General features: G+C 66.3%; 8 protein-coding genes and 1 pseudogene. 7 read left to right on the top strand and 2 right to left on the bottom strand.

The window, feature by feature from the left end; all coding sequences use genetic code 11:
- Positions 1-73: 73 nt before the first annotated feature.
- The 3 genes and pseudogenes from AC5RTE_RS12925 (at position 74) to AC5RTE_RS12915 (ending at position 6,813) form a co-directional block, all read left to right on the top strand.
- Positions 74-3,331: an ATP-dependent helicase gene (locus tag AC5RTE_RS12925; protein ID WP_494042026.1), complete on the top strand. Its 3,258-nt coding sequence runs from the start codon at positions 74-76 to the stop codon at positions 3,329-3,331.
- Positions 3,328-4,311, top strand: a pseudogene (locus AC5RTE_RS12920) (UvrD-helicase domain-containing protein); the annotation flags it as partial. The gene AC5RTE_RS12925 and the pseudogene AC5RTE_RS12920, both read left to right, overlap by 4 nt.
- Positions 4,312-4,479: 168 nt before the next feature.
- The gene (locus AC5RTE_RS12915) at positions 4,480-6,813 is read left to right on the top strand and encodes a 3'-5' exonuclease (RefSeq protein WP_494042025.1); all 2,334 of its coding nucleotides are present in this window, start codon (positions 4,480-4,482) and stop codon (positions 6,811-6,813) included.
- Here the strand turns inward: AC5RTE_RS12915 and AC5RTE_RS12910 are convergent.
- On the bottom strand, positions 6,800-8,086 hold the full coding sequence (locus AC5RTE_RS12910) for a macrolide 2'-phosphotransferase (RefSeq protein WP_494041803.1): 1,287 nt from the start codon (positions 8,084-8,086) through the stop codon (positions 6,800-6,802). The genes AC5RTE_RS12915 and AC5RTE_RS12910 overlap by 14 nt on opposite strands.
- A 148-nt stretch (positions 8,087-8,234) precedes the next feature.
- Between AC5RTE_RS12910 and nudC the strand changes: the two genes are divergently transcribed.
- Genes nudC through AC5RTE_RS12895 form a run of 3 tightly spaced genes read left to right on the top strand, consistent with a single transcriptional unit; the run spans position 8,235 to position 12,056 of the window.
- The gene (gene nudC, locus AC5RTE_RS12905) at positions 8,235-9,257 is read left to right on the top strand and encodes an NAD(+) diphosphatase (RefSeq protein ID WP_494041802.1); all 1,023 of its coding nucleotides are present in this window, start codon (positions 8,235-8,237) and stop codon (positions 9,255-9,257) included.
- A 58-nt stretch (positions 9,258-9,315) separates the two neighbouring features.
- A complete protein-coding gene (locus AC5RTE_RS12900; protein WP_494041801.1) occupies positions 9,316-11,448 on the top strand; it encodes an ATP-dependent DNA helicase UvrD2 in 2,133 nt (710 codons plus the stop codon).
- Entirely contained in the window at positions 11,445-12,056 is a 612-nt protein-coding gene (locus AC5RTE_RS12895; protein WP_494041800.1) for a M48 metallopeptidase family protein, read from the top strand. The genes AC5RTE_RS12900 and AC5RTE_RS12895 overlap by 4 nt, the downstream gene beginning before the upstream one ends.
- 3 nt (positions 12,057-12,059) lie before the next feature.
- On the opposite strand, the gene AC5RTE_RS12890 is transcribed toward AC5RTE_RS12895, so the two are convergent.
- Positions 12,060-13,541, bottom strand: a complete 1,482-nt coding sequence (locus tag AC5RTE_RS12890; RefSeq protein ID WP_494041799.1) for a zinc-dependent metalloprotease — start codon at positions 13,539-13,541, stop codon at positions 12,060-12,062.
- 309 nt (positions 13,542-13,850) lie between these two features.
- Between AC5RTE_RS12890 and AC5RTE_RS12885 the strand changes: the two genes are divergently transcribed.
- On the top strand, positions 13,851-14,879 hold the full coding sequence (locus tag AC5RTE_RS12885) for a YlbL family protein (RefSeq protein WP_494042024.1): 1,029 nt from the start codon (positions 13,851-13,853) through the stop codon (positions 14,877-14,879).
- Positions 14,880-14,958 lie beyond the last annotated feature (79 nt).

The following is a 14,958-nucleotide window of genomic DNA, read 5'->3' as shown; positions in this document are numbered from 1 at the left end:
AGGTCCCCGCGACGAGTACTGGCAGGAAACGGCAGAAGGCCTTGAAGCAGGGTTTGCTTCAGCAACAGAAGCCATGCCCGACGCCGGGACCGGGCTCCCTGCCCAGTCCGGCTTTCCGGGCCTCAGACTGCTGCCGCCACGGCACTTTCATGCCGACGCCCCGCTGCTGTCGTCGGATCAGCAGGCAGCTGTTGACGTGGCACAGGGCTCCGGGCCTGTCCTGGTTCCAGGGGCACCGGGAACGGGAAAAACAACGGTCCTGGTCGAAGCCGCGGTCACCCGCGTTTTTCGGGACGGAGTGGACCCTGAACGCATGCTCATCTTGGCTCCCTCGAGGCTGGCGGCGGACTCGCTGCGGGACCGGTTCACCGCCCGTCTGGACAGAAGCCTGAGCACCACCCCCGCCCGCACCTGGGCGTCCTACGCCTTCGATGTCCTCCGGCGTGCCAAGGCCGAAGGCGTGCTGCCCCTGCCAAGGCCGCCACGCCTCCTTTCCGGTCCGGAGCAGGACCTCATCATCAAGGAACTCCTTGAAGGCCACCGCCTGCCCGGGCTGGAGCTGCCGTGGCCGGAGGATCTCGCAGGAGCGCTGGAGACGCGCGGTTTCCGCCAGGAAGTACGGCAACTGTTCGATCGCGTTATCGAGTCCGGGCTGACGGCCGCTGACCTTGCTGACCTGGGCCGGCAGTGCGGCCGGCCTGACTGGATTGCCGCCGCGGGGCTGTATGCAGAGTACCGGGACGTCCTGGACCTGCGTATGCCTGAGGCTTTTGATCCGGCCGGGATCATCACCGCTGTGCGCCAGATCTTCCAGGACGTTCCAGAATTCCTGGAAGCCGAGCGCGAGCGGCTGCAGGTGGTCATCGTCGATGACGTGCAGGAGGCAAACCCGGCTGTCTTTGAGCTTCTGGCTGACATAGCCCGCAGGAAGGATTGCTTCGTATCCTTTTCCCCGGACACCGTAGTCCAGGGTTTCCGCGGGGCTCGCCCCGACCTTGTGGCCGAACTGCCGCAGCTGTTGTCGCCGGGTGCCCCGGTCCTGGAGCGGCCGCTGCGCTATGCACACCGGCACGGCCGGGTATTGGCAGACGCATGGCTGGGGGTTGCCGGCCGCATCTCCCAGCGGGCAGGCGGCCAGCTGGCACGCCAACTGGAGCAGCCGGCGGGGGACCGGGAGCAGGGCACGGTCGAAGCGCACCTGATGCCGTCACCGGTTCACGAACTGCGTTATGTGGCACAGCGCATTTTGGACCAGCACATCAACCATGGCAGGGACCTGGCCGGCATCGCAGTCATTGTGCGCAACGGCGCGCAGGTCAGCGAGCTGCAGCGTTACCTGTCCGGGCAGGGGATCCCGGTCCGGGTGCCCGTGGCCGAATCGGCCGTCCGGGACGAAGTGGCGGTTCGCCCCCTGCTCGACGCGTTCGCCGTCGCGCTGGATCCGGCGTTGCTGACCCCGGAAACAGCTGTATCCCTTTTGACGTCCCGTATCGGCGGTGCCACGTCCATCGAGCTGCGGCGGCTCCGGCAGTCGCTGAGGCGGGAGGAGCTCCTGGGCGGAGGAGGACGCACCAGCGACGACCTTCTCGTCGAAGCCCTGCTGGAACCGGGAGCGCTCTCTTCCCTCGGCATGGAAGGCCGCGCGGCGCGACGCACAGCAGGGATGATCCAGGCTGGACGGAAAGCTGCCTTCGAGCCCGGGGCCAACGCTGAGTCTGTACTGTGGGCGCTCTGGAACGCAACCGGCCTCTCGGCTGCCTGGACGGAAACGGCGCTGGCCGGCGGGCCGCACGGCGCCCGGGCCGACCGGGATCTCGATGCGATGATGGCGCTCTTCCACACGGCTGAGCGTTACGTGGACCAGATGCCCGGCGCCGGTCCGGAGCAGTTCCTTGAGTACCTGCTCAACCAGGAACTTCCCATGGACACCCTGGCCGCCCGGGCCCAGCTGGAGGACGCCGTGGAATTGATGACTCCGGCAAGTGCGGCAGGGCGGGAATGGCCTGTGGTGCTGGTGCCCGGACTCCAGGAAGGTGTGTGGCCGAACACGCGGCTCCGCGGCGAGTTGCTGGGCAGCACCCTGTACGCAGACGCCTTTGAACACGGAGCAGGTTACGCGCTGCAGCGGGATCCGCTGAGCCGGTTGCGGGACATCCGGTACGACGAACTGCGGAGCTTCTCGACGGCGGTGTCACGGGCACGTGAACTTCTGATCTGCACTGCCGTCTCCTCGGAGGACGATCAGCCGTCCTCCTTCCTGGATTATGTTTCACCCCTTCATCCGGATCAGCACGCCCGGTCCTACACACCGGTGGAGCGCCCCTTGACCTTGCGCGCTCTGGTTGCCGAACTCCGGCAGTATGCCCAACTGGACGGCCGGCATGCTGCTGAGGCGGCGGAAGCGGTGCGCGTCCTCGCGCGGCTTGCTGCTGTCGAGCCTCCCGTGGCCGGCGCGCACCCCGGAAGCTGGTGGGGGCTGCCACAGTTGACCTCTTCCGATGCCGTGGTTCCCCCCGGCGGGACAGTATTTGTGTCGCCGTCGAAAGTGGAGACCGTCCACAAGTCGCCGCTCGACTGGTTTGTGCAGGCAGCCGGCGGTGAAGCGGCCACCGATTTCGCCAGGAGCCTGGGCACTTTGGTTCACAGCATCGCCCAGGAATTACCTGAGGCGTCAGGAGCAGAATACGTAGCCGAACTCGTGCGGCGCTGGCCTGCGCTGGGGATGAAGGACAACTGGGAAGGAAGGCTTGATTTCCAGCGGGCCGAAGCGATGGTACGCAAGCTGGCCCAGTACGTGCTGGTCATGAGGAGCGAAGGCCGGAGCCTGCTGGGGGTGGAGCAGGACTTTGAGGTGAAGCTCCCCGATGTAGCTGTTGACCACGGTGCGCCCCGTGCAGCCGTCCTCCGCGGACAGGTGGACCGGCTGGAAATCGACAGCGAGGGCAGGCTGGTCATCGTGGATCTCAAGACAGGAAAACGCCAGCCGGGCAAAACCGAACTTGGCACGCATCCCCAGCTTGGCTCCTACCAGGCCGCGGTCCTTGCCGGGGCTTTCAATGACAACGCTGAAGGAGGTACCCCTGCGGTCCCGGGTGGTGCGATACTCGCCCAGCTTGGTACAGGCGCAAAAAACCCCGGCATCCAGCAGCAGGAGGCACTCGACCCGAAGGACAACTGGGCAATGGACATGGTGAAGGAGGCAGCTGCAGTGATGGGCGGCAGCGAATTTATGGCACGGCACGATCCATCAAAGGGCAGCCACGGCGGCCATGGCTGCCGGCTACCTGAAGTGTGCCCGCTGTGTGTACGGGGAAGGCAAGTAACGGAATGAGCGGGACAACAGTCTCCGCCGGGGCGCCGGAACCGCGCTTCACGCCGGAAAAGCTCTCTTTCCTGCTGGGCGAGAAGAACGTCCCCACGCCGGAACAGTCAGCCATTATCAGTTCACCGCTGACGCCGCGGCTGGTCATCGCGGGTGCAGGGTCCGGCAAAACCGCCACCATGGCGGACCGCGTGGTCTGGCTGGTGGCCAACGGCTGGGTCAGGCCTGAGGAAGTTCTCGGGGTGACATTCACCCGGAAGGCAGCCGGCGAGCTCGCGTCCCGCATCCGGGCCAAGCTGGCGGCCCTCCAGCGGCTGGCCGGGCAGGACACGGGGCACCGGCTGTTCCCGAAGGACGTGGCCACCAGTGAGTCCCTCGAGCCTAAAGTTTCCACCTACCACTCCTTTGCCAGCGGCATTGTTTCAGATTACGGACTCCGGCTGGGCGTGGAGCGGGACGTGGTCCTCCTCGGCGGCGCCCAGGCCTGGCAGCTGGCCACTGAAGTGGTGGAAGCCTACGACGGCGAATACGCGCACTTCCGTTCTGCCAAATCCACCCTGGTGAAGGCTGTCATCCAGCTTGCCGGAGAATGCGCGGAGCACCTTCAGGAGCCTGAGGACGTGGAAGCATGGCTGATGGCTCGGCTGTCCGAATTTGAGTCCCTGCCGTATCAGGAGGGCAAAAAGAAAAACCCGCCCCAGGCGGCGGCCGAGCTCGCCGGGATGCTCCGGACCCGAGCGAGCGTAGCGGACATGGTAGGCCGGTACGCGGCAGCCAAGCGGGCGCGGGGCGCCCTTGACTTCGGAGACCTGGTGGCCCTCGCGGCGAAGGTGGCGCAGGATGTCCCCTTGGCCGCCACCATGGAACGGCAGCGGTACAAGGTGGTGCTGCTCGATGAGTTCCAGGACACCTCCTACGCCCAGCTGGTGCTGTTCTCCCGGCTTTTCGGCGGAGGGCACGCGGTGACCGCAGTGGGCGACCCCAACCAGTCAATCTATGGCTTCCGCGGGGCCTCGGCCGGTCAACTCTTCCACTTCGTCCGTGCATTCCCTGTCCGCAATGGTCCAGCGGAGGCCGGGCAGTGGGCTCCTGCCCCCACCTCCTACCTGACAACGGCCTGGCGGAACGGCCGCTCCATCCTCGCGGTAGCCAATGTCATGTCGGAGTCCCTTGGGAAGGCGGAAGCCCAGCGGGGACCGGCGGGCGGGGGAGGGCGGGCTGCAGCGGATGTGCCTCCGCTGCAGCCGAGCCCGCATGCAGTTGAGGGAACAGTGGTGTTGGGGCGCTTCGGGACAGATGTTGATGAAGCGTGCGCGCTGGCTGATGACGTTCTCAAGTACCGGGTAACGGACTTCGAGCTCAAAACCGACGGCACGCCCGTACCGCCGGCCATTGCCGTCCTCTGCCGCCGCCGCGCGCAGATGGAAACTGTCCGGCGGCAGTTTGAGGCCAGGGGAATTCCCTATGAAATTGTCGGGCTGGGCGGGCTCCTGGATACTCCAGAGATCGTGGACCTTGTGGCCACCCTGCGTGTGCTGGCCGACCCTGGGCGCTCCGATTCGCTGATGCGCCTCCTGGCCGGTGCCCGTTGGCGCATCGGGCCCGCAGACCTGATGGCGCTGCGCGACTGGTCCAGCCAACTGGCGCGCCGTCGCGGGCAGGCTGCCGAAAAAACACCTGACGAGCCGTCGGATGAAGCCGGCGGAACTGTCGTCGAAAGCGATCTGACTGACGGGGCCAGCCTGGTGGAGGCCCTGGACTGGTTGCCCCGGGAGGGCTGGGTTTCTGCCAATGGCCGGTCCCTTAGCGCTGGCGCCCGCGGCAGGCTTGCGCGGCTGTCATTGGAGCTGCGGCAGCTTCGAAGCTACCTCGGTGACGACCTCACCACCCTGCTGGGTGAAGTTGAGCGGGCCATGCTGCTGGACATTGAAGTGGCAGCGCGGCCGGGCATCAGCATCCACCAGGCCCGCCGCAACCTAGATGCCTTCCAGGACGCTGCGGCAGGCTTCCTGCGGACGTCACAGCGCGTGGATATCCTCGCGTTCCTGTCCTGGCTGGAAGCTGCAGCTGTGGAGGAAAACGGCTTGGACGCGCCGGCCGCCGACGTCAACCGGGAGGCCGTGCAACTCCTGACGGTCCATGCATCCAAAGGCCTCGAATGGGATGTGGTCTTTGTCCCCGGACTCAATGCGGGGGCCTTTCCCAGTGACAGGGATTCCCGCTGGAGCAGCGGTTCGGCGGCACTGCCCTGGCCGCTCCGGGGTGACCGCGCCGACCTTCCCCAGTGGGACCTGGACCAGCCGGACCAAAAAGGCTGGCTGGACGCGGAAAAAGACTTCAAAGCGGACGTGCAGGCCCACGGGGAGTCAGAAGAACGCCGCCTCGCCTACGTCGCCTACACCAGGGCCAAGCATGTCCTCTGGGCATCCAGCCCTGCATGGGTCGGCGCAAGGGCAGGGCGTGCGCACATGTCACCGTTTCTTACCGAGCTCGAGAAACTCACAACGGTAACAGGGGTTTTGCCCCGCGCGGCTGCGACAGTCCATCCCAGGTCACTCAAGGAAGCTTCCCTTCCGGAGGAAAGCCCCCTGACCCTTGAGGCCGAAGTTGCCGTTTGGCCGTACGACCCCCTGGAGGGGCCCGTGGATCCTTGCACCGGCGAGCGGCTGCGTCTTTCGCGCGGACGGCGCGAAGCCATGGAAGCAGCTGCCGCCAATGTTCTTGCCGCCCTGGGAAACGCGCACGGGGAATCGCCCGTACCGGGCCAACCGGAAGTACCCGCAGCTGAGCCTGAGCCCGGCAAGGAGCTGACCGGCGTGGCCCGGGGATGGGCCCGCGAAGCGGCGCTGCTGCTGGAACGCCGCGCCAGGAGGAATGCCGGCAGGGACGTACACCTGCCCGGCCACATTTCCGCGTCTACCCTGGTGGAACTCCGGGAGGACCCCGCCGCAGTCCTTGGCAGGCTCCGCAGGCCTGTACCACGGGAACCGGGCATGTCGGCCCGGAAGGGCACCGCATTCCATGCATGGGTGGAGGAGTATTTCGGTACCGCCGGAATGCTGGACCTCGGCGAAGCTCCAGGCTCCGATGACCACATCGATGCTGCCTACGACCTTGACGCCATGGTGGCCACCTTCAAGGCGTCACCCTGGGCCGACCGGTCGCCGGCCTTTGTGGAGGTTCCTGTCGAAACCCGCGTGGGCGGCGTGGTCGTACGCGGCCGCATCGACGCCGTCTTCCAGGATGCCGACGGCCGGTGGGACCTGGTGGACTGGAAGACCGGACGGCGGCCGTCCGCTGCGCAGCTGAGGACCAAGGCCGTGCAGCTTGCCGTGTACCGCCTGGCCTGGGCCCGGCTGAAGGCAGTGCCTTTACAGGAAGTACGGGCAGCCTTTTTCTACGTCGCGGACAATGAGGTGGTGCGCCCCCACGATCTTGGAACAGCCGCAGAGCTCGAGGACATCGTGGCCGCTGCCCTTAGGTCCTCGTGACGTCGACAATGGAGATGGCGGCGGTGGAGGTGTCGTCCACTACTTTCCTCTCCTCCGCCTTGGGCTGAGGTTTGTTCTCCGCCCGGCTGCCGCTCTGCGCCTTGTCTGCGTCAGCGGCCTCTTTGCCGGTCTTGGCCGCGGGCTCCGCCGGGATGGCGGTGACGTGAACCGCCGGCTGGGCGGGGGCCTGGACGGGCAGCGGGACTACTGTGACGGAAGGCACCGCAACGGCAGTGCCGGCGTCGGCTGCCCGCATGACCGGCACGCCGGCAGCTGCGGGCACGTTGCCCACTGCGGGCACACTGCCCGTAGCCGGAGTCCCCGGGGCCGGCTGTGGCTCCACGCTGATAGGCTGCCCGCCGTACTCTTCGATGTCCCGGGCAAGGCTGCGAAGCATTTCCTCTGCTTCGGAAACCATGCCGGGGTCATCCGACGCGATTCCCTTCACCAGGTACTGGGCAAGGGCGAACTCGGCGGACAGTGCTGCCCGCCGCAGGAGGTGGTTGTCCGGCGTGTCGCGGCGCCCGGCAGTATAGGCACCCAGCACCGCGTCCACGAAGTCCTGCTCGTTAGAGGCTACAAGCCAGGCGAAATCGTCGGCAGGATCGCCGATCCGCAGATCGGTCCACCCGGTCACGGCAGTCACCCGCTGGCCTTCCACCAGGAGGTTATCTTCGTGAAGGTCGCCGTGCACCACACTGGGGTTGAAGCGCCACAACGAGACGTCTTCCATCGCGTGCTCCCAGCGGAGCAGCAGGGCCGGGGGGATTTTCCCGGTGGTTGCAGCCTGGTCAAGTTCATTCAGCCGGCGCTGCCGGAACTCGTTTGGCGTGTAGCTGGGCAGGTCGGCGTTGCTGACCAGCGAACGGGGCAGGTCATGGATGGCGGCAAGGGCAACGCCAATTTCGCGGGCAAGGGCATCCGGGCCAGCGGTCAATTCCTCGACGCTGCGCGTGCTGCCGGCCAGGTGCGAGTAGACGAACGTGCTCAAGGTTCCCAGCCGTACACTGCCGGCAACGGTGGGCATAAGGAAAGGCAGCTCGGCGCGGATGCCCGGGGCGAACGCCCGCAGCACGAGGAATTCCGTCTCCAGCCGGGCGCTTGCCTCGGCGTGGCGCGGCGAGCGGACCCGCCACCGCTTGCCCTCGGAATCGAGAAGGAGGGCAGAGTCGAAGTCCGCGGGGTCGTCCGGGGCAGAGCTAACGGCCGTCGGGGTCAGTCCGGGGACTGCCGCGGTTGCAACGGCTGCCAGTTCAATCGGTTTTCTTCTCACCGTTCCACGGTAGATTGCGTCCAGTCCAAGACACCGGTCCAAGGACGGCGAGTCTTCAGATAGTCCAAAACAGGGTAGGCATGCGGGCCCCGTGGGTGCGACGTGCCCCTGAATATCAATTGTCCGTTCCAGTCAGTACGGTGGACCCATGAGCCATGCGGAGTCTGTGACACCGGTCCAACCGGGAAAGGCAGCCCGGCTGCCGGCGAACCACCTGACGGAAACGGTACTCCCGGTCCCTCCTGCCCTGATCGACCGCGGATCTGTCGCCCGGGCCCAACCGGGGATGGTGGAAGAACTCCTGGCCGCAACCGACACCATGGCAGTGGTCATTTCCGGCCGGCAGGGCCTGGTCCAGGGCGGCGGACTGTTTATGGCGAAGGCAGGAGCACTGCGTGATGACCTTGCCGCTGCCGGTGCCGCACCGCGGCTGACCGTATACCTTGGTTCTGCCCTTCCTGACTCGGACCTGGCCCCGGGTACCCAGCTGCTGCTCTTCGTCCTGCCCGAAACAGTTGAGCCCGGAACGGCCGGCGTCCCTTTGGATGCAGCGTGGTCAGGGTTCCGCGATGTTGCCGGCGGACTGACCCCAACGCAGACCGCACTCTTCGTGGAAGCCAGCGCCATCGCCAACTGGCACGCCACCCACACGCATTGCCCGCGCTGCGGTTCGCTCACGGGCGTCGAGGCCGGGGGATGGGTACGGCGCTGCCCGGTTGATTCCTCGGAGCACTACCCCCGCACCGATCCCGCCATCATCGTCACCGTAGTGGGCCCGGACGGCCGCCTGCTCCTCGGCGGCGGCGGAGACCCTGCTGCCACAAATTATTCGACCCTGGCGGGGTTCGTGGAGCCCGGGGAGTCGCTGGAACAGGCGGTGGTCCGGGAGATCCACGAGGAAGTGGGAGTGCGGGTTACCGCGTGCCAGTATCTTGGCTCGCAGTCCTGGCCGTTCCCGGCCTCCCTTATGCTTGGATTTACCGCCGTCACTGAAGACGCAGAGGCAACGCCCGACGGCGTGGAGGTCACCAGGGCGCGCTGGTTCAGCCGCGAGGAACTCCAGGACGCCGTGCTCGCCGGTGAGATCACCATCTCCAGCCGGTTATCGATTGCCCGCTCCCTGATAGAGCACTGGTTCGGCGGACGTATTCAGGACCTGTCAGGTTCCTGAAACTTTAGTTATCCACCAGACTCCAGCACGCGGTAGTCGAGACGAAAAAGCAGCAAGAGTGACTACAGATATTTTTGACAGTGCAGCTTCCGTGGAGGACCGCATTCTTGGCGGGCTGGACGCGGAACAGCGCGAGGTGGCGAGCACGCTCAAGGGTCCCTTGTGTGTCCTTGCCGGTGCCGGGACCGGCAAGACCCGCGCCATCACGCACCGCATCGCCTACGGTGTGCACACCGGGGTTTACACCCCCCAGCGGCTGCTGGCCGTGACCTTCACTGCCCGTGCGGCGGCGGAGATGCGCAGCCGGCTGCGGGACCTTGGCGCAGGCAACGTCCAGGCCCGCACCTTCCACGCTGCGGCTCTGCGGCAGCTCCAGTTTTTCTGGCCGCAGTCTGTCGGCGGAACGCTGCCCAACCTGCTCGACCACAAAGCCCAGATACTTGCCGAAGCGGCCCGGCGGCTTCGGCTGAGCACGGACAGGGCCTCCATCCGGGACCTTGCCTCGGAAATAGAGTGGGCAAAAGTATCCATGCTGACCCCCGCCAATTACCTGGAAAACGCGCAGGACCGTGGCGCTCCGGGCGGTTTCGACCTCACCGCCGTCGCGAGGGTCTTCCAGTCTTATGAGGATGTCAAGACAGACCGCAACGTCATTGACTTCGAAGACGTCCTGCTGATTACCGTGGGCATCCTGCAGGAGGACGAAAAGGTCGCCGCCACCGTCCGCGAGCAGTACCGGCACTTTGTTGTGGACGAGTACCAGGACGTTTCACCGCTGCAGCAGCGGCTCCTTGAGCTGTGGCTGGGAGGAAGGGACGAGCTGTGCGTCGTCGGGGATGCAAGCCAGACCATTTACTCGTTCACCGGTGCCTCGCCGAAACACCTCCTGGAGTTCAAGGCCCGCTATCCACAGGCCAATGTGGTCAAACTGGTCAGGGACTACCGCTCCACGCCGCAGGTGGTCAAGCTCGCCAACGATCTGCTGGCCGGCCGGCGGAGCGGAGGAGCCGTTGCCGACGCGGCCTGGGCCGCGCCGCTCCAGCTGGTGGCGCAGCGGCCGTCCGGGCCGGCGCCCCAGTTCACGGAGTGCACGGACGATGAAGCGGAAGCCGCCACGGTGGCGCAGAAGATCAAGGCACTGCTCGACGCCGGCACTCCGGCCAGCGAGGTGGCTGTCCTGTTCCGCACCAACGGCCAGTCCGAAGCTTACGAACAGGCGCTTGCTGCCGCCGGCATTGGTTACCAGCTGCGCGGCGGCGAGCGCTTCTTTGCCCGCAAGGAAGTACGCGATGCCATCCTGCAGCTGCGGGCAGCCACCCGGGCAATTTCCGCCGAATCGCCGGAACCGCTGGGCCAGCTGGTCCGTGACATCGTGGCTTCCCTTGGCTACACGGATGCCGCCCCCCACAGCGGCGGTGCGCTCCGGGAACGCTGGGAATCCCTTGCGGCGCTGGTTGCCCTCGCCGATGAACTCGTCAAGAGCCGGGGGCCGGAGTTTGGCCTTGCTGAATTTGTCAACGAGCTTCAGGAACGTTCACTGGCCCAGCATGCACCCACGATGCAGGGCGTCACCCTTGCTTCCCTGCACGCGGCCAAGGGCCTGGAATGGGACGCCGTGTTCCTGGTGGGGCTCAGCGAAGGACTGATGCCCATCTCCTTCGCCGACTCGCCCGAATCGGTGGACGAGGAACGGCGGCTCCTCTACGTCGGAATCACCCGCGCGCGGGAACACCTGTCTCTGTCCTGGTCCACGGCCAGGACTCCCGGCGGCCGCGCCAACCGCAAACCGTCCAGGTTCCTGGACGGCCTGCGCCCGGATTCCGTGGCCGGCTCAAACATCAGGGGCAAAGGACCGGCTCCCCGCCGCAAGGCTGCCGCCCCGGCTGTATGCCGGGTTTGCGGCAGCATGCTGACCACCGGAGCCGAACGGAAGGTGGGGCGGTGCAGTGCCTGCCCGCCAAGCTATGAGGAACAGACCTTCGACGCCCTGAGAACCTGGCGGCGCGAGGTGGCGCTCGCTGCCGATGTACCCGCGTTCGTGGTGTTTACGGATGCAACACTCACCGCCATCGCGGAGGCCCGGCCGGCGTCGCTGGAGGAACTTGCGACGCTGGCGGGAGTCGGACCGTCAAAGCTGGAACGCTACGGGGAAGATGTCCTGCGGGTCCTGGTGGAAAGCACGTCCCTGTGATCACCACGGAGGGCGGTGCTCCCGTTGAGGTCCGCCGTTCCGCCCGCCGCACCCGCACGGTTGCGGCGTTCTGGGAAAACGGAACCGCCGTGGTCGCCATCCCGGCGCGGTTCACGGCAGCCCAGGAGAAGGAATGGGTTCACCGGATGCTGGCCAAACTGCACCGGCAGGGGGACCGGCGCTCAGCTTCCGCCAGGAGGCGTCCCGCCTCAGACGCCGCCCTGGCCGCCCACGCAGCCCAGCTCTCGGAAAGGTACCTCGGCGGAAAGGCCGTGCCGGCGTCGGTACGCTGGGTCGGTAACCAGAACTCGAGATGGGGTTCGGCCACCCCTGCGGACGGCACCATCCGCCTCTCGGACAAGCTGCGTCCCATGCCGCAGTGGGTCATCGACTACGTACTGCTCCATGAGCTCGCACACCTCCTGGTGGCCGGGCACAACGCCGCGTTTTGGAAGCTGCTGGAGGCTTACCCGGAGACTGCACGGGCGAAGGCCTTTTTGGAAGGAGTGTCCTTCGCCATGGCCCGCGGCCTGCCCGGCAGTAAAGCAGGGGACGCTACCGGCGTCACCCGTCCAGGGCAGGAGCACTGGGCGGACGACGCCGACTAGTCCTTAGCTCTTGGGCCCGCCGCCGGGCCCGTCCTGTCCGTCCTCCTGGCTGCCGGCGCCCGTCCCGTTGGTATCCGTGCCATCGGCAAGCTTGCCGTCCTGCCCGCCGTCGGCTTCTTCGGCTCCGCTGGAAGGAGCGTCGTCAAAGCCACCGCTCAGCAGCTTCTGCAGGGCATCGTCCACCTCAGTGTCGCTGGCTTCAGCGAGTTTCCGGCGTCCGCTGAAGCCACGGGGATCGTCCAGGTCCTCGGCAGTGGGCAGCAGGTCGGGGTGGTGCCAGATGGCGTCACGGCCTTCAACGCCGCGTTCTTCCTTCAGCGTTGCCCACAGCGTGGCCGCATCCCGCAGGCGGCGGGGACGAAGTTCGAGTCCCACCAAAGAGGCGAAGGCGTGCTCTGCCGGGCCACCCGTGGCACGGCGCCGGCGGACTGTTTCCCGCAGGGCGCTTGCGGATGGCAGGACCTTCTCCGTGGCCGCGGCAGTGAGTTCATCCACCCAGCCCTCCACCAGTGCGAGCGCTGTTTCCAGCTTTTCCAGGGCCTGGTCCTGGGCGGGCGTCCGCTGGGGCATGAACACGCCCTGGGAAAGGGCTTCCTGGATACCCTCCGGATTGCTGGGATCAAGGTCCCGGGCCAATTCCTCTATGCGGGAAGTATCAATGTGGATTCCTCGGGCGTAGGCCTCGATGGCGCCCAGCAGGTGGCCACGCAGCCAGGGAACCTGGACAAAGAGGCGGGCGTGGGCAGCTTCCCGGACAGCCAGGAAAAGCCGGATATCGTTCTCAGGCAGCGAAAGCCCTTCGCCGAAGGCAGCGACGTTGGTGGGCAGCAGGGCCATCTCCAGGTCTGCGAGGGGAACACCGATGTCGGTGGAGCTCACGACGTCGGTGGAGAGGGCGCCGATTGCCTGCCCCAACTGCATACCGAAGATCGCACCGCCCATGTTCTGGAGCATCGACGAGGCCCCGCCCATCATGGACTTCATTTCTTCGGGCATCTGCTCGGTCATCGCCGATGACAGTGCATTGGCGATGCTGTTCGCCACCGGCTCCGTCAGTCTCTTCCAGGTGCCGAGGGTGGCTTCGACCCACTCCGCCCGTGACCAAGCGCGCCCGATCAGGCCGGTGGCGGGAAGATCGGTGACAGGGTCGAGCCACAGTTCGGCGAGCCGGAGGGCTTCGTCCACTTCGCGGGACTGCTGGGGGTTGACTGACGGGTCAGCGCTGCCGGCTGCGACCCGCCTGGCGTTCTCGTGGGCCAGCTTCCAGTTCACCGGTCCTTCGGACGGTGCGCTCATCATGGCCTGCACCTGGGAAAACATCTGGGCCAGCAGGTTGGGGTCGTTGGGCAGGCCGGCCGCCTTGGCCAGTTCGGCAGGGTCGAAGTTTTCCATCCCCTGGCCGCCCATCAGGTTTTGCAGCATCTCTGTCAACGGGTCCTTGGGGGTGTCGTCGCCGTTGGACGGATTAAGTGGGTTGGAGGTCATGATCCCGCCGATCGTCGGTGTGACTGTTGATCAACCTTCACGGTACCCCGGTGGTGGTCGGCTGTCTGCCGCACCAGGTTGCCGTTCGCTGTCGGCAAAGAACTCCGCACGGCGGGCACCGGTAGTGTTGGTTCAGTGACTACGACCCGTGGCGGCAACCCCTCAGAGGACCACGCCGCCGAACTTTCCTCCCGCCCCTGGCACGGGGTGTCAGAGGGCTTTGAAACCGGCGCGCCGGCAGGTACCCCGGAAGCTGGAACGGCAGCGGTTCCGGGCGGACAGGAGCGCCGGGACAAAAAGGTTTCGGCCATGATGGTGGCCGGAGTAAGCGCCCTGGTGCTCGGACTCGCTGTGGGCACCCTGCCGGTGCCGTACGTCGTCGAAACACCCGGCCCGGCGTACAACACCCTGGGCCAGAGCCAGGGCAGACCGGTCATCACTGTCACCGGCCGGGGGACCTATCCTGCAGCGGGCAACCTTGACCTGACTACTGTGTACGTGAGCGGCGGTCCCAGCAGCCCGGTGAGCATCATGGGCGTTTTCTCCGCTTGGCTCGACCCGTCCAAGGCGGTGTACCCGCAGGAGTTGATCTACCCCACCGGGACCAGCAAGGAAGAGGCCGAGGAACAGAGCTCGGTCGCCATGGCCACGTCCCAGGAGAACGCTGTGGCGTCCGCCCTTAAGGAACTGGAGATTCCTTTCGGGCAGCAGCTCCAGGCTGCAGATCTTTCCGAGGGCTCTGCCGCGGCCGGAAAAATTGAGCCCGGCGACATCCTCAAAACCATCAACGGCAAGGACATCACGTCCCTCGCTGTTATACAGCAGGAACTGGCGGCAGGAAAGGGTGCCCCCGCCACAGTGGTGGTGGAACGCGCCGGCCGGCAGGTCACGCAGGAGATCACCCCGAAGGACAACGGTGCGGGGCGGTTTATTCTCGGTGTGATGCTCAAATACCTGTTCACCTTCCCCTTCAACGTGGAGATCTCGCTGGACAAAGTGGGCGGGCCCAGCGCGGGACTGATGTTTTCCCTCGGCATCATCGACACCGTCACTCCCGGAGACCTCACCGGAGGAAAACATGTAGCGGGTACCGGCACCATCACCCCCGACGGCGTGGTGGGGCCCATCGGCGGCATCGCTCAGAAGATGCAGGGCGCAAGGGCAGCAGGAGCCACCCTGTTCCTCGCCCCGGCTGCCAACTGCGGTGACGTGGTGGGCCATGTTCCTGACGGCCTGCAAGCGGTCAAGGTGGAGAGCCTTGCGGAGGCCCGCCGCGCCGTCGAGCTTGCCGGTTCCGGCGGGGACACATCCGGCCTTCCGGGCTGCACGACGAACTAGACTGGGCAGGAACTAAGCTTTACCGCCACTCGTGGCACTTAAGACGGACGAAACCAGCGTTTGACCGGTACGTACGTCG

This window comes from Arthrobacter sp. K41, assembly GCF_059089645.1.
The sequence above is the reverse complement of the archived record's forward strand: the minus strand, read 5'-3'. Positions and strand labels throughout refer to the sequence as shown.